Origin of the sequence: Ostreiculturibacter nitratireducens (assembly GCF_032670585.1) — a bacterium.
Taxonomy (GTDB): domain Bacteria; phylum Pseudomonadota; class Alphaproteobacteria; order Rhodobacterales; family Rhodobacteraceae; genus Ostreiculturibacter; species Ostreiculturibacter nitratireducens.
Genome location: NZ_JAVQHL010000003.1, coordinates 209,536 through 228,064, shown reverse-complemented (window position 1 = coordinate 228,064; position 18,529 = coordinate 209,536). Strand labels below are relative to the sequence as shown.

Annotated in this window: 19 protein-coding genes; 9 read left to right on the top strand and 10 right to left on the bottom strand. The window is 60.8% G+C overall.

Translation table 11 applies throughout. The features are described from left to right. Positions 1-216 precede the first annotated feature (216 nt). Positions 217-1,392: a TRM11 family SAM-dependent methyltransferase gene (locus ABCN56_RS15400; protein WP_343081709.1), complete on the top strand. Its 1,176-nt coding sequence runs from the start codon at positions 217-219 to the stop codon at positions 1,390-1,392. Here the strand turns inward: ABCN56_RS15400 and ABCN56_RS15395 are convergent. The 3 genes from ABCN56_RS15395 to ABCN56_RS15385 all read right to left on the bottom strand — a co-directional run bounded on the left by ABCN56_RS15395 (position 1,389) and on the right by ABCN56_RS15385 (position 4,627). Further along, positions 1,389-3,797: a hypothetical protein gene (locus ABCN56_RS15395; protein ID WP_343081708.1), complete on the bottom strand. Its 2,409-nt coding sequence runs from the start codon at positions 3,795-3,797 to the stop codon at positions 1,389-1,391. The genes ABCN56_RS15400 and ABCN56_RS15395 overlap by 4 nt on opposite strands. A 10-nt stretch (positions 3,798-3,807) precedes the next feature. Beyond that, entirely contained in the window at positions 3,808-4,029 is a 222-nt protein-coding gene (locus ABCN56_RS15390; RefSeq protein WP_343081707.1) for a hypothetical protein, read from the bottom strand. A 391-nt stretch (positions 4,030-4,420) separates the two neighbouring features. Further along, positions 4,421-4,627 carry a hypothetical protein gene (locus tag ABCN56_RS15385; protein ID WP_343081706.1) on the bottom strand — a complete coding sequence of 69 codons (207 nt, stop codon included), beginning with the start codon at positions 4,625-4,627 and terminating at the stop codon, positions 4,421-4,423. A gap of 314 nt (positions 4,628-4,941) precedes the next feature. Here ABCN56_RS15385 and ABCN56_RS15380 point away from each other — a divergent pair, with 314 nt between their 5' ends. Together ABCN56_RS15380 and ABCN56_RS15375 are read left to right on the top strand one after the other, a co-directional pair. Beyond that, entirely contained in the window at positions 4,942-5,322 is a 381-nt protein-coding gene (locus ABCN56_RS15380) for a GIY-YIG nuclease family protein (RefSeq protein ID WP_343081705.1), read from the top strand. 268 nt (positions 5,323-5,590) lie between these two features. Next, the gene (locus ABCN56_RS15375) at positions 5,591-5,821 is read left to right on the top strand and encodes a hypothetical protein (RefSeq protein ID WP_343081704.1); all 231 of its coding nucleotides are present in this window, start codon (positions 5,591-5,593) and stop codon (positions 5,819-5,821) included. 396 nt (positions 5,822-6,217) lie between these two features. On the opposite strand, the gene ABCN56_RS15370 is transcribed toward ABCN56_RS15375, so the two are convergent. The 6 genes from ABCN56_RS15370 to ABCN56_RS15345 all read right to left on the bottom strand — a co-directional run bounded on the left by ABCN56_RS15370 (position 6,218) and on the right by ABCN56_RS15345 (position 10,509). Next, positions 6,218-7,204, bottom strand: coding sequence for an AAA family ATPase (locus ABCN56_RS15370; protein WP_343081703.1), 987 nt, complete (start codon positions 7,202-7,204; stop codon positions 6,218-6,220). After that, the gene (locus ABCN56_RS15365; RefSeq protein WP_343081702.1) at positions 7,201-8,190 is read right to left on the bottom strand and encodes a DNA-primase RepB domain-containing protein; all 990 of its coding nucleotides are present in this window, start codon (positions 8,188-8,190) and stop codon (positions 7,201-7,203) included. Before ABCN56_RS15365 ends, ABCN56_RS15370 begins: the two co-directional genes overlap by 4 nt. 79 nt (positions 8,191-8,269) lie before the next feature. Continuing rightward, positions 8,270-8,476 carry a transcriptional regulator gene (locus ABCN56_RS15360; RefSeq protein ID WP_343081701.1) on the bottom strand — a complete coding sequence of 69 codons (207 nt, stop codon included), beginning with the start codon at positions 8,474-8,476 and terminating at the stop codon, positions 8,270-8,272. A 6-nt stretch (positions 8,477-8,482) separates the two neighbouring features. After that, positions 8,483-8,710 (bottom strand): helix-turn-helix transcriptional regulator, encoded by a 228-nt coding sequence (locus ABCN56_RS15355; protein ID WP_343081700.1) that lies wholly within the window; start codon positions 8,708-8,710, stop codon positions 8,483-8,485. A gap of 94 nt (positions 8,711-8,804) precedes the next feature. Then, the gene (locus ABCN56_RS15350) at positions 8,805-9,350 is read right to left on the bottom strand and encodes a hypothetical protein (RefSeq protein ID WP_343081699.1); all 546 of its coding nucleotides are present in this window, start codon (positions 9,348-9,350) and stop codon (positions 8,805-8,807) included. Continuing rightward, entirely contained in the window at positions 9,310-10,509 is a 1,200-nt protein-coding gene (locus ABCN56_RS15345; protein ID WP_343081698.1) for a tyrosine-type recombinase/integrase, read from the bottom strand. Before ABCN56_RS15345 ends, ABCN56_RS15350 begins: the two co-directional genes overlap by 41 nt. Positions 10,510-10,595: 86 nt before the next feature. Between ABCN56_RS15345 and ABCN56_RS15340 the strand changes: the two genes are divergently transcribed. Together ABCN56_RS15340 and ABCN56_RS15335 are read left to right on the top strand one after the other, a co-directional pair. Continuing rightward, a complete protein-coding gene (locus tag ABCN56_RS15340; protein ID WP_343081697.1) occupies positions 10,596-11,201 on the top strand; it encodes a hypothetical protein in 606 nt (201 codons plus the stop codon). 493 nt (positions 11,202-11,694) lie between these two features. After that, positions 11,695-14,019 (top strand): Tex family protein, encoded by a 2,325-nt coding sequence (locus ABCN56_RS15335; protein WP_343081696.1) that lies wholly within the window; start codon positions 11,695-11,697, stop codon positions 14,017-14,019. A gap of 16 nt (positions 14,020-14,035) precedes the next feature. Here ABCN56_RS15335 and ABCN56_RS15330 read toward each other — a convergent pair whose 3' ends face one another. Next, complete coding sequence (locus ABCN56_RS15330; protein ID WP_343081695.1) at positions 14,036-14,929, bottom strand: dihydrodipicolinate synthase family protein; 894 nt, start codon at positions 14,927-14,929, stop codon at positions 14,036-14,038. Between the two features lie 92 nt (positions 14,930-15,021). Between ABCN56_RS15330 and ABCN56_RS15325 the strand changes: the two genes are divergently transcribed. From ABCN56_RS15325 to ABCN56_RS15310, 4 genes are read left to right on the top strand one after another with little or no spacing between them, the layout of a single operon-like run. Beyond that, positions 15,022-15,429, top strand: coding sequence for a hypothetical protein (locus ABCN56_RS15325; protein ID WP_343081694.1), 408 nt, complete (start codon positions 15,022-15,024; stop codon positions 15,427-15,429). Positions 15,430-15,439: 10 nt separating this feature from the next. Further along, positions 15,440-15,565, top strand: a complete 126-nt coding sequence (locus ABCN56_RS15320; protein ID WP_343081693.1) for a dihydroxy-acid dehydratase — start codon at positions 15,440-15,442, stop codon at positions 15,563-15,565. A gap of 13 nt (positions 15,566-15,578) precedes the next feature. After that, on the top strand, positions 15,579-17,315 hold the full coding sequence (araD, locus tag ABCN56_RS15315; protein WP_343081692.1) for an L-arabinonate dehydratase: 1,737 nt from the start codon (positions 15,579-15,581) through the stop codon (positions 17,313-17,315). Further along, positions 17,315-18,520, top strand: a complete 1,206-nt coding sequence (locus tag ABCN56_RS15310) for an L-talarate/galactarate dehydratase (RefSeq protein WP_343081691.1) — start codon at positions 17,315-17,317, stop codon at positions 18,518-18,520. The genes araD and ABCN56_RS15310 overlap by 1 nt, the downstream gene beginning before the upstream one ends. Positions 18,521-18,529: the final 9 nt, after the last annotated feature.

The following is an 18,529-nucleotide window of genomic DNA, read 5'->3' as shown; positions in this document are numbered from 1 at the left end:
GCATGTGGGTAGCGAACGAGCGAAATCACCATGTTTTGCCCCAGGTCCTCGTGACGCTGCGATCACCTGAGCTTTCAGATGCGTGATGTTGACCCTAGGTCTGCCTGGTGCCGGACAGATATTGCGTGAAGGAAAAAAGCGCCGCAAGATATGGTAGCTGCGTTGACCTTGACGCCGTTCTGAAACATACTCGCGGCAAAAATAGCGGGGCAGGACGTGACCTATCTCCATGCAGAGGCAGTCTCATCAGTAGTAACGGCGGCATTGGACAGATCCACTGTAAGCGGCGCTACACACAAGTTCTATCGGTATCCAGCCAGGTTCTCACCCAAGTTTGCTCGGGCGGTGATCGAAGCGTTTTCAGAGCCTGGAGATATTGTCCTCGATCCGTTCGTTGGTGGAGGAACGACAGCAGTAGAAGCCCTACGCGCAGGTCGTCGTTGTATCGGCACAGACATCAACGAATTGGCTCTGTTTGTATCCAAAGTAAAGACTACAATCCTTTCAGAAGAAGAACTCGACTTCTTGCGCTCTTGGTTCGAGATTTTTGAGCAGCAACTCAAGATTTCCAAGACGAGTGGTGCGCACGAGACTTGGCGCGAGAAAGGCTACTTTCGTCATCTGGAATCACAAGAAACATGGCGCCATCGCAATTTGATCCAAGTGGCACTTGAACAGATTGATCAATTGAAATCTGAAAACCTTTCGGACTTCATGAGATGTGTTGTGCTGCGTTCCATGCAGCTTTCTCTGGATGGTCGCCGAAACGTAATGACTATTGACGAGGTCCGTTCGAAAATCTCGTCTCATTTTCATGAAATGATCTTGGACATGTCGGCGCTTCGCGAGGAGCTTCCTAGTTCGTCTCTGGCTCAGCACCCAAACCTGGCGAAGTGTAATGCAGCCGATTTGCACACCAATTCCGACGTTCTAGGAATGGGAACACCAAGGCTTGTAGTGACATCTCCCCCTTACCCAGGTGTGCACGTGCTGTACCATCGCTGGCAAGTGAGAGGAAGGCGTGAGACCGCAGCGCCTTATTGGATCGCAAACAAACTAGATGGGGATGGCGAGCGCTACTACACGCTCGGCAATCGACACGAAAAAGAACTCAAGACATACTTTGAGAACTTGAAAGGCGTCTTTTCATCCATTTCAAAAGTAATAGGTCCCGACACCACTGTGGTCCAGATGGTTGCTTTCTCCGAACCGGATTGGCAGCTTCCGAAGTACCTTGAAGTTATGGAAGAATCTGGCCTTAAAGAGATCGTTCCAACTTTCGGTGACGAACAAAGGATTTGGCGCGATGTGCCCAATCGAAAATGGCACGCGGAACGCCAAACCCGACGCGAGGGTTCTCGTGAAGTGGTCTTGTTCCACAGAAAGGGTTAAGCTGCGACCTCGGCGTTCAGTTCGCTGGGGTCCAAGTCGCCCAGGAAGTTAATCATGGGGATCAGCATCATTGACATGGCGCGTGTCGAATAGGCGACTAGTTCCGCGATTTCTTCACCATCTTTATCCTTGCCCGCCTCATGGATAAGAGCAAGACCCACCAAGACTATACCGATTTTGAATTGCTCGCGAAGCAAATCTTCCGTGCCTTTCGCGCGTTCAAGTTCCTTTTGAAAATATATATTCTCGGCGTTGATGAAGAAGTCGAAAGACCTGTGCTTCTGGTCACTTCCGTCCTCTGCTTGGATGACCTTCAAGGCAGAGAATTTGTCGAAGCCATATGCGTCCCACTCGTCGCGCTCAACCCACTGCACATGAGGAAGTGTTAGACCAGATGGGATGAGGCTGTCGTCGCCGGATTTCTTGGAAGGAGCATCGCGTCGCTTTCCTTGCTTTCCTTCACGATCAACGAATGGGACAACGGTGATCTCTGCAAAGTTTGTGAACGGCTCCAGTCTGCTGTTGTCGGTAACAAGGATCTTGAGGTTGACGACATCTCCGGCCTTTGCATCAGGTAGCTCGAGCTTTAGACTTGCCGTTCCGTTATGCAAGCTCATTGAGTGGTTTGGGATGACGGTCTCATTGCCATTTTCATCAACCTTCAGAACACCATAACGGCCCTTTTCTTTGGCACGCCCAAAGTAATTGTTCTCGGCATCGGTTTCGAAGGTAAGGCGAACTTCGCGACCCTCCTCACAGTTGCGCTTTTTCACTTCCCCGTAGTTCATTTTCCGAAATCTGAAGTAAGTCGGGAACTCTTCACCTTCAAATTCCGGCTGTGATCCAGAGGGAGCCGTGGCAGTCAGATCAGTAAGTCGGTCACCAGTGAGAAAAAGAGCACTCAGCGTCGGTGACTTCTTCATGACGCTCTTGAGCACGTCCTCAAGAGTCTTGTCATCCTTTACCTTTTCCTTGATCTTTTCCGCACGACGCTGATGATTGAACTCTTTCAACGCCGCGTTTTCGCCAACCTTTTTTTGAAGTGCGCCTTCGACCTTTCGGCGAAACTCGGAGTCAGCCAGCGCCTCCCGTGTATTCATGAAGAGTTCTTCATGAGCCCACTGGTCAATCTTCGAACAATCTACGCGCGCAAGCAGCGAGTCAGAGACATAGCTGAAGTTGATGCCCTTGCGCGTGAAGAAACGTGAATGAAGAACGCCCTGCGTCTGCCCGTTCACAACAAACAGGACACCTTCCGATTTGTTGAGATAAGTCTTGGCCTTACCATCTTTGAAGCCGAAATATCGAATGGTGAACTCCTGCCCGTCCACCGTCATGCTTTCGTCATACGGGAACCCATCAGCAAGGTTGCCCGCACGGTTGTCAGACAAGCGGACCGAAAGCCCCGTGCTAGGGTTGGAGAAGCTACCTTCATTGCCGGAGTAGTCTCTGCATTCATGAAACATGATGGGCAAGGCCGGACTCGGGAGGCGCACATCTACCTGGCGAAGGAGGCCATCGCTCATGAGAATATTGGAGGTTCCAGAGAATTTGTATTCGTAGAGCTTGACGAGCGAGCCGAATGTCAGCGGTTTTTCATAAGCTTTGTTGCCGTCTGGCTTCACCTGAAGGGTATCGGCCGCAAATCGAAGAACCCCGCCGTGTCTCTCTGCGTCTGCATTGATGGGGGCAAGGTAGCGGTAGACGCTATTGCGTTCGCCCGTGGTTGGTGTCTCCCGGCGAACCACAGTGAAGCTCCAAAGACCAGCCTCGTTTTCATCTCCCGAGACGATTGCGGGGTTCCTGCGGGTTACGATGAGCTGCATTCGGCGGTCTCCGCAGAACCGCAAAGCACCAGTGCCACCCATGTTGAAGCGCCCCTGGACGAATGGCACCCGTAGCTTGTTTGACTTATTGAGTGACAGGAACGTGTGTGGCACTCGCTCTGGTGTCTGTCCTTCACCTTCATCGACGATGGTAATTGAGGGGCGGCCTTTGAGACCAGTTGCAGCGAGCGTGATCCCCCTGGCCAGGGTAGTTCTTTCTTCCCTGGTCATGTTCTCGATCAGACCATTCGTCTCGTTTTCAGGATGCGCCGACTTCTGGATGAGTTGCGCTACTGCGTAGCGCACCGAGGGTGGGGCGGCGGGGCCCTGCGGATCAATTCCTGCAACCAAACACTCGTTCATGAGTCGAGCATCTGCGGCGTTCACAAGCTTTTCGACCAAAGCGGCCACGGGGTCGGACTGCTGAGCGCCAGCAGTCGAGAAGTTGTTCTCCATGTCGCCCAAGTCGCGCCAACAGTCATGATTGTCCCAGAACCCCGCCTCCTCAAGTAGGGCGACCACTTGCTCTTCCTTGTCGGCGGAAATCAGTTGGAGGCAGAGTTCTTTGGGATCAATCATGTCATCACCACTACAGCTTGAATTTGTTTTCTTTAGCCCCTTTCGGCGCAGCAAATCTGCTCTCCACGTCTGACACCGCGTCCCGAAGCGCCTTTACGATCTTGCGAATTTCGGCGTCGTCCCACTCATAGAGCTGGCGATTGGATAGCTTACCGATGCGGACAATTGCCTCAAGGGCCTTGTTGGTACGCCCCTCGGCGAGCTCCCGAAATTTGTCGTGTTTCTCGGTCATGACAGTGCGCTCCTCAACGTCGCTGATCTGGTAGATACTGTCTCGACCTTCATGGGTCAAGGACTGACGCAGTATTTTACGAATACTGTGATTATGATGCGGTCTCCCCTGTTCGCCCAGAGTATCGATAAGTTGCTGAAAATGTTGCCCTCATGCCAGCAAAGACAGCCTGTTTTACCGCCAGATGTGTCTGCTAAAATGGCTCTCTTGGCCCCATGATGCCTCGGAAAAGAACCTCTGGGTGAGATTTTTTCGGGCGATACTGTTCGGAAGAGTTGCGCAGATTACGGTGATTCTTTGTGGAGTACGCTTGATGAGGCTAACAAAAACGCGGCATCGATGATGCCGCGCACTCTGCCTTGATCCTGGTCGTCTTCGCTTTTGTGTGCGTCTACGGTTTAGGTTGCAGCGTCCGCCTCGCCTCCTTCTCGGCTGCGGACCCCTTCACCCACTGCCACGGGGTGCGCGGCTTCCTCGCCTTCGCTAGTTCAGGGTTCGCCTTGGCGTCGCTGGCGGCGGCGCGCAGGCGTTCGCGGGCCTCGCGCGGGTCGATCTTGAGTTCGTCGCAGATGGCCTTGAGCGTCACGATATCGGTCATGTCGATCTCCTAAGTTGCTGATGAAGATCGATAAGACGAAGGCTGGCAGCGTGTCAGGGATAACCCCAGAACATCTTTAGCTTTTCTCGATCTGCTGCTATGACTGATCTCGACGCGGCAGACGCAGCCGTGTTGGGGCGTGGAAACCCCTCTCTGACTAGGCCGGGCAACCGGCTGAACACCTTTGACCTATGGTCGGGGTGCCTGTGTTATACAACAGGCCGCCCGGCTAAAGGCACAGGGTCCGTGTCAGAGCGGATTTCCAACACCCCGATCACCAGTCAATTGCGAGGGCGCTCGCAGATCGGGGTTTGGTGGAACTGGTGCTGTCCCATCCCGTCGCGTGGACCGACCGTGCAAGCCTGCCTGACCGTGCAGGCGTGTATCTGATCGCGCGTAGCGAACCGGGCAACACCGTTTACATCGGTCGGACATGGGGTGCGAAGGGGATACGGCACAGGATACGGACGTTCCACAGGTCAGCGACCACCGGGCAGAAAGGCCATGCCGGGGGCGTCACGTTCCATGGCGTGTTCGATGGTGACATGACTGGCCTGTTCGTTTCGGTGCACCTGCCTGACGGCATCGACCCCAAGCCGAAAATCCTGCATCCTTACATCGCTTATGCCGAGCGACGGCTGATCTGGGAGCATGTCGAGGCGCATGGCGGCTTGCCGGTGTGCAACTCGGAATGACCTGCACCTAACCCCGAGCATCGAGAGCGAAACGCGCGCGCGGCGGCGTTGTATTGAGCCAGGAACGCCGGGGCGTGCTTCGCGCATGGTGATCCCTCCGTGAACCCGGCTGGCGCGCTGTGCGCCGCACTCACGGCGATCCTCCCGGCATCTGGACCGACATGGCTTCCCCTGTGGTCTTCCTCGATGGCACGGGAATTACCCTGACGGGCGATAGCCCCCGATCTTATTGCGCTGGCATCGAAACCAGCCAGCGAGGAAATCGGCAATGACGATACGCGCGACATGGGCCTTCAACGGCCAGACGAAAACCATCCTGGGAAACTGGCACCGCCTCTGGTGCCTGCTGTTCGGGCCAATCTATTACCTGTTCAAGGGCATGTTCCTGTGGGCGATCCTGTCACTGATCACGGCCAACGGCCTGTGGGTCGGCTTCCCCCTGTTCAACCGCGCCATCGTGCTGCGCCACTACCACCGCAAGGGATGGGTTCAAGAATGACCGCCCGAGCAGTTTGCCACCCGAGTGGAACCCGGCGCGCGATGTCGAAACCCAGCGGGAATGCGGACCGCATGAAAACACACGGCAATTTGGGTCCGGCTCGCATCCGACAGACTGATAGATAGTCAACGGGTCGGTCCGAGGCGTTCCGCGCGGCGCTGTCACAGGGCGACCACAAGGGGGATGGGGGGAGGCGTTTTTTTTAACGGCGCGCACCCTATGGGCAGACAAGGGGTCATGCATACTGCCGAGATTTTCGGCCCCTAGCCGATTTCAAGACCGTCAAGAACGCCAAGGCCGTCATGCATGTTCGTGGCGATGTTGAGGGGTTGAAGTGCGCCAACAAACACGATGGCGCTGTTGGCGTTCTTGGCGCACTTCACATCCTACCTGTGGTCACTCTTCGTCTGGCAGCGACAAGACCCAGCCTTTGCCCTTCTTCTTCGACACCACGCCCAAGGATCGCCGGGCGCGTTCCAGCGTCTTCTCGGAAATGTCGCGCGCGGCTGCCTCCTTCTCGACCTTGGTCGTTGCCTCTGGCCCATTCTTGAGGAACACGCGCAGGAACTGGATCGCCTCGTCGAGCGCGGACATCTGGGGCTTGCCACCCTCGAACGAAATCAGGTCGTCGATGGTGATGTCTGACGGCCCCAGCCAGTTCAACGTCGCCATGCCCCCGTCATCGGCGTAAATCTCGTAGCTCTGGGTTTGACCGCGCTTCGCGATGTTGTGCTTGATGTGAACCACCAGCTTGGTCGAACTGTCGTTCGGATGCTCGCAGACCAGAAACGCCGACCGCGCCGCGCCGATCACGTCCATCGACCCACCACCCCGATAGATGGCCTTGTCGTGCTTGGCCTTGGTCAGGTGCCGGATGATCAGCACGGCCGTCTCGCCGGTTTCGGCGATATCCTTGAGGAAGGACAGAAGCTGCCGGATCACGTTCGGCTTATACATGTCCTGCCCACTCGGCACGTAGGCGAACAGGGGGTCGAGGATCAGCAGGTCCGGGGGCTTCCGCCTCACCTCGCGCATGAGGGCGTTTAGCCCCTTCTCGTCGAGCGACAGGAAATCGCCCTGCACGCGGATGCGCGACGGATCGCCCCCCATCGCATCGATGCGCGGCCTGATCGTGTAGGCCGCGTCATCCTCGGCGCTGAGGTATAGCACCCGGCCACGGTCCAGCTTCTGACCTTCGGGCAGTTCGCCACCGATGCTGATCTGCGCGGCAAGCTGCATGGCGAGGAACGATTTGCCCACGCCGGGGTCGCCCTCCATGATCGTTATCATGCTGAACGGGATGAACGGCTCCCAGAGCCACTCGACCTCCTTCGGATCGATGGTGTTCAGATCAACGAACAGTTCCTTCTTCTTGGAGGTCATTGCGCCCCTCCCACTCGCGCGATGATGCGCGATACCTCGGTTTCCAGCGCGTTCTGGTCGTCGCCGTGCTTTTCGCGGAAATACGGGCTTGACCAGATCACGCTGGCGATCTCGTCGAGCGACGCCTCGGCCTCGTGCAGGCCAGCGACCATTGCGAAGATCCGGCTGGATCGATCCGGTGCCTTGACGCGGTTGTGCCGGATCAGGTGGCGCGTCGAGGTGTCCAGCTTGGATCGGTATTTCCTCAGGACGGCGAGTCGGTCATGCGCATGGGGGTTCATGTCCAGTGCCTCGGGTGCAGCCGCGCCGACGCCATGTTGACCCGTCAGCAGCTTGGGGCGTGCCTTGATCGGGCTTGAGTCGAACTTCAACAGTGGAATGAACGGCTTGTCGTAATCCGGCTTGTGGTTGAATGACCCCGGCAACCGAAGCAGCTTGTTCGGCGCGCTGCCGCCCTTGTCGCCGCCATGACGATAGGTCAGGGCCTTCGAATAGGCTGACGCCAGCTTGGGCGTATGCGGCCGATCCCAAAACCACAGAGCCTGCGTTCGACCCGGCGACGTCTCCCAGACGACTGACGGCTTCGGCTTGAAGGCGAGCGGGTCGGCCTTGTCCACGTCGCACCAGCCAAACCAGCATTCTTGGGAAACGCTGGTGATTTTCCGATCTTTCCGCGTGTATGTGTTTGGGCCGAAGTATTGATCCCATTCATGCCGACTATAGTGGCGCAATAGATCGACCACACACATGTCGTCGTCAATCTGCACAAACTCCTGAACCATTCTGGTTGAACCCTTCTTGCGGAAGCACAGCGAGGCATAAGTCTTCGCGCCGTCCCCCACCTGTGGTCCCCAGATTGCGAAAAGGAACTCGTCCTGATCTTTGACGGTCATGCGATCTGGCCATCCGTCTTCCCAAAGTGTTGGCGTCAAGAAATCATCGATTTCGGCTGTCATGGTGTATCCTTTCAGCAGGTGCAGCAGCACGGGTCGCGCAAATGGCGCGTTGGTTCGGGCTGCGATGTGTCGGGGTGGCAGGGCGCTTGTCGCCCCACCGATGATGTTGTCAGCAGTCGCAGACCGGCCTTTGGGGGCGGATGCCGGTGACTTGCTCAAGCCAGTCGTCAACCTCGTCCGCGTCCCACATGAGAGGCGCGACCCGGCGAGGAAATTTGCCTTGGGCTTCGAGCACACGCAGGTGATCCGGGCTGTTCAGCATGCCCAGTTCTTCGAGGCATTTCGGGCAGTAGCCCCTTTTCTTGATGATCCTCATGGCTGGTTACCCCGCGTCTGCGTAATGCGTGCGGGCGCGCTCGGCGGCGCGGTCAGCGAGCCAGTCCTCGATCTCGGACAGGAACCACGCAACGCTGGTCCCGGCCATCCTGATACGCCGAGGAAAGCGCCCACGGGCCTCCCAGCGCAGCAGGGTTGTATTACTCACGTTGATGCCAAGGCGCTTGAGGTCAGCGCGCGTGGCCAAGGTCTTGCGACCGTCGTCGATTTTCATGATGGTCCTCCATCGGTTAGATGAAGGGGCGCCCCATTAGTTCACGTGTGATGGCAGATTAGCAGGGGCGCAGAGCGCAGTCGTGGGACACAAATCAGGGGTTTTCGTCCCAGATTGTTTCAGACTGAACGCCGAGGTCGTCGAGCAATTCGAGGATCGTCATGATCGTTCTGGTGTGAGGCGCATCAGGATCGAACAGAGACTCGATCTCGGCCATTTCCTTTGTGGTCAATTGTGTCCTTGCTTTGCGGCGCAGCCGATGCTCGACGGTATCATGCTCGACGTTTTCGCTTGTTCCAGCTATATCTGAGAAGTGCCGTGCAGCCTCACGGACTTTCATCGGGTCGCGTGCGATTTCGGCTTCCCACTCGGGGGATTGCAGTCTCACGTCTTTCTTCGCGATGCTCTTTCGCAGCCCATCAAGTTCGCGCTTGCGCACTTCGTCGAATAGCTTGAACAATGCCAGATCGTCGAATGCACCCGTCCGCCCGCGTCCACGTTTCTCGCCAAAAAAGGCTTCGCGAACCATTGCTAAACGATCTGCTTCGCTTTTACCGTTTGGATGGTCGTAGGCGCGGATGATGCTGAGAAGCAGGAGGTCAACCTGACGCTTGCGCAATTTCCGTTTCAGTGGCGTCATTCTTCGATCTGACCAATTTCATCACGTGTTGCGACCAAGCGCCGAGGGCTTCGCGCTTCTCGTCGGCGTATGAATAGACATTGTAGATAGCCGCCACGCCCGAGACCACACCCGTCTTGTGGTTCAGCAACGCCTCGGTCACGGGCTGGGGGACGCCCAGCATCGCCATGTTGGTGGACATCGTGCGGCGCAGGTCGTGGATGATCCACGGCTCCGTGCCATTGGGCAGCGCCTTGTCGAGCCGGTCTTTCAGGCGACCGAAGCCCGACACGGGCGATTTGCCGGTGGTGGTGAACACGTAGTCCGATCCGAGGAACCTCGGCACCCTGCGCAGCACGTCCATCATCGCGTCAGTGATCGGCACCGTGTGTTGTCTGCCGTTCTTGGCGCGCTGTGAAGGCAGGGTCCACAGGCGTTTTTCGAGGTCGAGTTCCGACCAGCGCATCTCGGCGACCTCGGCGCGTCTCTGGCCGCTGAGGATCAACAACTTCATGCAATCCCCGAAAGGATAGCCTTCGGCATCACAGGCCGTCCACAGCGCGCCCAGCTCATCGTCGGTCAGCACGCGCTCACGCGACCGTTCCTTGGACAGCGGTTTCATCCCGGCAATGGGGGAGGCATCGATCATGCCACGCTCGACGCACCAGCCCATCAGGTGCTTGAGGTGGGCCAGCGCCCGGTTCGCACTGACCGGCGCGGATTTGTGGATCACGTCGCAGGCTTTCACGACATCGGCGCGCTTGATCTCGTCGATCCGTTTGCCGTGCAGGGTCTTGAACTTGGCCAGGAGCGCTTCCTTGCGCTTCCAGTCGCGGTTGTGAACCTTGGCGTGCTTCTCGATATAGTCGGGGATCACGTCGCCAAGCGTGGGTTTGGTCTCGACCTCGACGCCGGTGCTACCTTCGAACCGGCCCGTCTCGATTTCGTAGAGCACCTGCCTCACCCGTTCACGAGCCTCGGCCAGCGACACGACGCCGAACCGCCCGATGGTCAGGCGACGCATCTTGCCGTTGATGCGCTTGTGCAAGCAGAACGTCTTTGTGCCGGATGTGCTAATGCGTAGGACCAGACCCGGCATCAACTCGTCCCGAAAATCGAGACGTTTCGACGGGTTGGGCCGCTGGCCCTCGATGAACTTGGTGGTGAGCTTTCGTTTCATAAGCCCATGATAAGATGGGCGCTTGCTCCTCGTCAGGGACAACCCTAGATGGTTTGAAACAGATATCGTCAGATCGGAGCGGCCACTTGGCGAAGCGTCGGACATTTGAAGAATTGGTTGGCACTGGCTTTCGCTGGCCGCAACCTGGCGATGACCCTTTCGAGTTGCCCGAAGACGGTCAGCATCACGCTGCCATAGCAGAGAACGACTTTTCACGTTTCGTGCTCATGATGGAGGGTTACAGGCGATCCGCCGACGCCCTTGTGGAACTAGCCATAGAAGATTTCCGCGAAGCAGATTTCCTGATCTATCCAATCGTTTTTCTGTACCGCCATGCGTTGGAGTTGAATTTAAAGTATATCATCAACGTCTACGGTCATCACGTCGGGGTCGAGCAGATTTGGAATTCGCACGATTTTGAGCAGCTATGGCCTGAGTTTCTGAAGGTCTTGGACGGCTTCGGCACTGATGACCCGGATCAGGCGGATCAAATTGTTGGCGGCGTTATAGCCGAGTTTGGGAACGTCGATCCCAAGTCCTTTTCTTACAGGTATCCGCGTGACAACCGTGGTATTCCGGTTCCCCTCGCCAACGACCGTATGGACTTGAGGCGTCTCCGGGATGTGATGGACGGCGTGTTCGGCTACTTTTCTGGAACGGACGGCTACCTTTCCGATCTGGTCAATGCGTGAGTGAACAGGCAAGGCACATTTTCTAGTTCGTGGGTATCGCTGGGGTAGCAGGAGCAGCGTGCTTGAATGCTCCGTCGCGAGACGGGTCGAGACGATCTGCCACGCGCAAAGATCAAGGTTTTCAATTGGCTAAGTTACAGGTTGAGCGATCCTGAAACAGCGCGCGCGGATCAACAGCCCAATTGAAAATCCTCGTGTCGGTGGTTCGATTCCGCCCCCGGGAGCACAACTGGGAAACCAGCACTGCCCCCGGGCACCACGAAAAATCTGAAGACAAGAGTGCACTCTTTGACTGTGGCTGTCGCCGTGTCGCGGTCGTCATGACTTGGTCTGAATTCGGCCCGGAATTCCCTCAGGTTGCGTCTGGCAGAGGTCTCGGATGCTCCTCATGCGGAAGGCACTGGACCTGTGGTCTGAGTGCCTGCCGTCGTCCCTTGGCGAGGTGGACCGCCGCCGCTATGAGAGGCATCCGAGCAGACGACAGGAGGCCCCCTTGAACACCGCAGCCCGCATCGCAGAGACCATCGCGGCAGAGATCGGGGCGCGCGCCCAGCAGGTCACGGCCGCCGTCGCGCTTCTCGACGAAGGTGCGACCGTTCCCTTCGTGGCGCGCTACCGCAAGGAGGTCACGGGCGGGTTGGACGACACGCAGTTGCGCAAGCTTTCCGACCGGCTCACCTACCTGCGGGAACTTGAGGACCGCCGCGTCGCGATCATGGAATCGATCCGTTCGCAGGACAAGCTGAGCGACGACCTCGCCCGTGCTATCGCGAAGGCCGAAACGAAGGCGGAGCTCGAGGACATCTATCTGCCCTACAAGCCCAAGCGCCGCACCAAGGCGATGATCGCCCGCGAGAACGGTTTGGAGCCGCTTCTGGAAGCGATCCTCGCCGACCGATCCGCCGACCCGGAGGCGCTTGCCGCCGCCTATGTCACCGAGGCGGTTCCGACGGTGAAGGAGGCCCTAGAGGGTGCGCGTGACATCCTTGCCGAGCGGCTCGCGGAAAACGCCACGCTTCTCGGTGAACTCCGCGCGTTCATGCAGAAAGAGGCGTTCCTGACCTCCCGGGTCATTGCGGGGCAGGAGGAGAAAGGCGCGAAGTTCTCGGACTATTTCGACCACCGCGAGGCTTGGGCGACGGTCCCGTCCCACCGTGCGCTCGCCGTGCTGCGCGCTTCGAAGGAAGGCGTCGTGACGATCGACATCGCCCCCGATCCGGAAACCGGTGACACGCGCGCGACCGGCATCGTCGCACGCCACATTGGCATCCAGGGGGAAGGTGCGGGTGACCGCTGGCTGCGCAACGTCGCTGGCTGGACTTGGCGGGTGAAGCTTGCCACCACGATGATGATCGACCTTCTGGGCGACCTCAGGGCCCGCGCGCATGAGGAGGCGATCGCCGTGTTCGCCCGGAATCTCAAGGACCTGCTCCTTGCCGCGCCCGCCGGGCCGCGGCCGACGCTCGGCCTCGATCCGGGGATCCGCACAGGCGTCAAGGCCGCCGTCGTGGACGCGACCGGGCGGCTCGTCGCAACCGAGACGCTTTATCCCTTCCAGCCGAAGAATGACCTGCGCGGCGCCCAGGCCGCCGTCCTGCGGCTCATCGTTCAGCACGGCGTGGAACTGATCGCCATCGGCAACGGCACGGCGAGCCGCGAGACCGAGCGCTTTGTCGCCGAGACGCTCGCGCTACTGCCCAAAGAGGCCAAGCTGCCGACCAAGGTCGTGGTGTCCGAGGCGGGGGCCTCCGTCTATTCTGCCTCGGAACTGGCCGCGCGCGAATTCCCGGACCTCGACGTCTCGCTTCGTGGCGCGGTTTCGATCGCGCGGCGGCTGCAGGACCCGCTTGCCGAACTGGTGAAGATCGAACCCAAGTCGATCGGCGTCGGCCAGTATCAGCACGACGTGGACCAGCACCGCCTCGGCCGTGCGCTGGTCGCGGTTGTCGAGGACGCGGTGAACGCCGTCGGGGTTGACCTAAACACCGCCTCCGCGCCGCTTCTGGCCTATGTCTCGGGCCTCGGGCCGGGGCTGGCCGAAGCCATCGTGGCCCATCGCGATGCGTCTGGCGCCTTCCGCTCGCGCAGGCAACTCCTTGAGGTGTCCCGGCTCGGCCCCCGCGCCTTCGAACAATGCGCGGGCTTCCTGCGCATCCGCGACGGAGAGGAGCCGCTCGACGCCTCCGCCGTCCACCCGGAGGCCTACGGCGTCGCCCGCAAGATCGTGAAGGCCTGCGGCCGCGATATCCGCAGCCTGATGGGTGACACGAAGATGCTGCGCGGCCTCAGGGCCGAGGACTTCATGGACGAGACATTCGGCCTTCCGACGGTCCGCGACATTCTCTCCGAACTCGAGAAACCGGGCCGTGACCCGCGCCCTACCTTCAAGACGGCGACCTTCGCCGAGGGGGTCGAGGACATCAAGGACCTGAAGCCGGGCATGGTTCTGGAAGGCACGGTCACAAACGTCGCCGCCTTCGGGGCCTTCGTCGATATCGGTGTCCACCAGGACGGCCTCGTCCATGTCAGCCAGCTTGCCGACCGCTTCGTCAAGGACCCGCACGAGGTGGTGAAGGCGGGCGACATCGTTCGGGTCCGCGTGACCGAGGTGGACGTGGCACGCAAGCGCATCGGCCTTTCGATGCGCAAGGATGGCGGCGCCTCGGCCCGAGAGGACGGCGCCGCCCGCTCCCCGGGTCCCGGTGGCCGGAGCAGCAAGCCCGGCCCCGCGCGCGGCGCGGCCACGGCCAAGCCCGGCAGTGCGTCCCAGACGGGCGCACTTGGCGCAGCGCTGCTCGACGCGATGCGGAAGAAGTGACGGAAGCCGCCTGCCGTTATGATTGCGGCAGGCAGGCCCGGATCGCCTCGATCTGCGCTTCGCCCAGTGGCCACGCAGCCGGCGGGCGCGGCGCGCCGCAATCGTGACCGGAAAGTTGCAGCGCCGCCTTCACGCCGCTGACGTTGGCGCCTCCGTTTTCCTGCGCGCGCACGTCCTCGAACGCCTTCATTCCGGCAATGAGCGTGCGGGCTAAGGCGTAGTCCCCTGCCTCCAGCGCGCCGTGGATCGCGACGGAGCGTTCCGGCCAGACATTGATCAGGCCGCTCGTGAAACCGCGCGCGCCGACCGCGTAGAAGACGGGCGCCCAGACCTCGGCCAGGCCGCCGACCCAGACGATGGAGGGATCGCTCTCCGCCATCGCCTCGGAAAGCCGCATCGGGTTCGGCGTGGCCCATTTCACGCCGATGACGGGATCGAGCGCGCAGAGCCGGGCGATGGCGTCGATGCCGATGGCGTCATTCCGGATGTAAAGGACGAGGGGCGTGCCCTCCGCCGCCTCGGCAATACACGAGACGTAATCGACGAGGCCGCGCGGGGCGACGAACGGGTCCGGCGGCTGGTGGATCATCAGCGCCGAGGCACCGGCGCGGACCGAGGCGCGGGCGAGAGCGCAGGCGTCGTGTATCCCGCGCCCGACGCCGGCGACGAGCGGCACGCGCCCCGCGACGGCCTCGGCGCCCGCCTCGACCATCGAAAGCGCCTCTTCCATCGTCAGTCCGTAGAACTCACCCGTGTTGCCGTTCGAGACGAGGATTTGCACGCCCGCATCCACCGCGCGGTCGACGATGGGCCGGAGCCGCGTAGGGGCGATCCGGTCTTCGCCATCGAAGGGCGTCACGAGGATTCCGGAGATTCCGGTCAGGGCGGCGGTCATGTCGGGCTTGGGCATGGGGGCCTCGTGCTGATGCGTCAGGAATTCACGCGCGACGGGTTTAGGCGTCGTGCGCCTCTGGTCGGGGAGATCCGGTTGTCGCCAAGGCAGTGGAATTCAGGGAGAAGCATGCGTTAGGCGTTCCGGCGCGACTGGCTGTATCGGACGACCAATATACTACAATGCGAAGCGCCGAGGCCGCGCTGCTTTGCCTCGGCGGTGGTCTGGTCGCCCACGGCCATCGCGCCGCTCACGCTGATGGAGCGCATCGCGGCGTGGACCGGCAACTGTGGATCCAGATCGGATTCCTCTTCGTGACAGGCACCCAGACCTGTTTCCTGTCACGAACCTTCGGTCCGCCGTTCTTCTCGTCAAAGTCCGTTTTGCCGAAGGACACTACGCTTCAGGAAGACCTCATCTTGGTCCCGCCCTTCATCGCACTGCAGATTTTCGCGCTGATCTTTGTGATGATGGTCCCGACAATCGCGCTTTGGCTGCCCGAGGCGCTTACGAATTGAGGAGGTTCCGATGATTGGACGTGACACGCGCGAGGATATGGACGCCAATGGGATCTGGCCCTGGATTGGCGGGGTCGCCATCACGGCCCTGATCCTTTTGCTGATGTTCGGCCCCGCCGCCCCCATCTCCTCCTGATCCGGTGCAAAAAATGAGCCAACGCAAGAGCTATCACGAACTGCGCAGCGCCCGCTGGATGGCGCCCGACGATTTCCGGTCCTTCGGCCACAGGTCGCGGACGATGCAGATGGGCTACGGACCCGAGGACTGGGAAGGCAAGCCGATCATCGCGGTCGTCAACACCTGGTCCGAGGCGCAGCAATGCCATGTGCATTTCAAGGACCGCGCCGAGTGGGTGAAGCGCGGCATCCTTCAGGCGGGCGGCTTCCCGATGGAGCTTCCCGCGCTGTCGCTTTCCGAGAACTTCGTGAAGCCCACGACGATGCTCTACCGCAATCTCCTCGCGATGGAGGTGGAGGAGCTTCTGCGCTCGCACCCGATCGACGGTGCGGTGCTGATGGGCGGCTGCGACAAGACCACGCCGGGACTCGTCATGGGTGCGGTGTCGATGGGCGTGCCGTTCATCTACCTCCCAGCCGGGCCGATGCTGCGGGGGAACTACGCGGGCAAGGTGCTGGGATCCGGCACGGACGGGTTCAAGTACTGGGATGAGCGCCGCGCGGGCACGATCAGCAAGGAGGAATGGAAGGGCATCGAGGGTGGCATCGCGCGGAGCTACGGGCACTGCATGACGATGGGCACGGCCTCCACCATGACCGCGATCGCGGAAGGGCTCGGCCTCTGCCTGCCCGGCGCCTCCTCGATTCCCGCGGCCGACGCCAACCACCAGCGGATGAGCGCATCCTGCGGGCGGCGGATCGTCGAGATGGTGTGGGAGGACCTGACGCCCGAGAAGATCATCACCCCCGCCGCGGTCAACAACGCGGTGACGGTGGCGATGGCGACGGGCTGTTCCACCAATGCGATCATCCACCTGATCGCCATGGCCCGGCGCGCCGGCATCCCGCTGGAACTCGACGATCTCGACCGCGTCGGCCGCACGACGCCGGTGATCGCGAACATCCGCCCCTCGGGCAAGGAATACCTGATGGAGGATTTCTACTATGCGGGCGGTCTGCGCGCGCTCATGACTGAACTGGGCGACAAGCTGGACCATTCTGCATTGACGGTGACGGGCAGAAGCCTGGGGGAGGGACTGGAAGGCGCGGTCAATTACAACAACGATGTGATCCGCCCCCTTTCCGACCCGGTCTACCACGAGGGCTCGCTGGCGGTCCTGAAGGGCAACCTCGCGCCCGACGGGGCGGTCATCAAGCCCGCCGCCTGCGACCCGAAATTCCACGTCCATTCGGGGCCAGCGCTGGTGGCCAACTCCTACAAGGAGATGAAGGCGATCATCGACGACCCGGAGTATCCGCTGACGCCGGACACGGTGCTGGTGCTCAGGAACGCCGGGCCGCAGGGCGGGCCGGGCATGCCGGAATGGGGCATGATCCCGATGCCGAAGGCGCTTCTGAAAGACGGACACCGCGACATGGTGCGGCTGTCGGATGCCCGCATGTCGGGCACCTCCTTCGGCGCCTGCGTCCTGCACATCGCGCCCGAGGCCTTCGTCGGCGGGCCTCTCGCGTTGATCCAGACGGGCGACATCATCGACCTCGACATCCCGAACCGGACGCTGAACGTCCGCCTCGACGACGAGGAGATGGAGCGCCGCCGGGCTGCCTGGAAGGCGCCCGCGCCGAGATACGAGCGCGGCTACGGCTGGGTGTTCGCGAAACATATCGAGCAGGCGGACAAGGGCTGCGACTTCGACTTCCTGAAGACGGAATTTGGCGGCCCGGTCCCGGAACCGGAGATCAACTGATGAGCCTCGACCTTTCCAAGCGCCTCATTTCCGCGCGCCCGCCGCTTGCCGGCGCCCCGCGCGGCGCGGCCAGCCAGGACGCGCTGGCCGGGCTGAAGCTAAGCCACGTCATGATCCCGCTGAAATTCGCGCTGTCGGACGCCAAGGTTCTGACTGGCCGGCAGTCGCCGCTCACCCAAGTCGACATCCTGACCGTCGAGGCCGTCAGCGAGGCAGGCCACCGCGGCATGGGCTTTTCCTACACGCTCCGTGCCGGCGGGGCGGGGATGTTCGCGCTCGCCCGCGAAATCGCGCCGCGGATCATGGGTCAGGACCCGAACGATATCGGCCGGCTGTGGGAACTGCTGCGCTGGCAGACGAACAGCCTAGGCCGGGGCGGCATGTCCTACCAGACCATCGGGGCCTTCGACGTGGCGCTGTGGGACATGAAGGCGAAGCGTGCGGGGATGCCGCTCGCGAAGCTTTTGGGCGCGCATCGCGACACGCTCAGGATCTACAACTCCGAGGGCCAGTACCTTCAGGCGTCGATCGACGAGATCAGGGCGGCGGCGGACCGCTCTCTCGCGCTCGGCATCGGTGGGATCAAGATGAAGGTCGGCCAGCCGGATGGGCAGGAGGACCTTCGCCGCATCGACGCCATGCGCGCGCATCTGCCCGACGACATCGCGCTGATGATCGACGCGAACCAGCAATGGGACCGCGCATATGCGCTGCAGTTCGGGCGGATCGTCGACGACATGGGGCTCGCCTTCATAGAGGAGCCGCTCGACGCCTTGGACTTCGAAGGGCACGCCGCGCTCGCGCGCGACCTCGCGACGCCGGTCGCGACGGGCGAGATGCTGACCTCGCCGACCGAGGCGATCGGGCTGGTGCAGGCGGGCGGGTGCGACATCAGCCAGGTCGACGCGCTCCGGATCGGCGGAGTGACGCCGTTCCTGAAGGCCATGGCTGCGGCCGAAATGCACCGCGTCCAGATCGCCCCTCATTGGGTGATGGAGCTGCACGTCCACCTCGCCGCCGCTTTCCCGGAGGAGCCCTGGATCGAGCACTTCCACTGGCTGGAACCCTTGTTCGACGAGCGTCTGGAGATTGCGAACGGCCGCGTCGCGGTGCCGCCGCGCCCTGGCCTCGGCTTCACGCTTTCGTCGCAGGCGCGCGACTGGACGGTAGAGACTTGGACGACGGGCTCGCCCGTCGAGGAATGAGGACAAGGC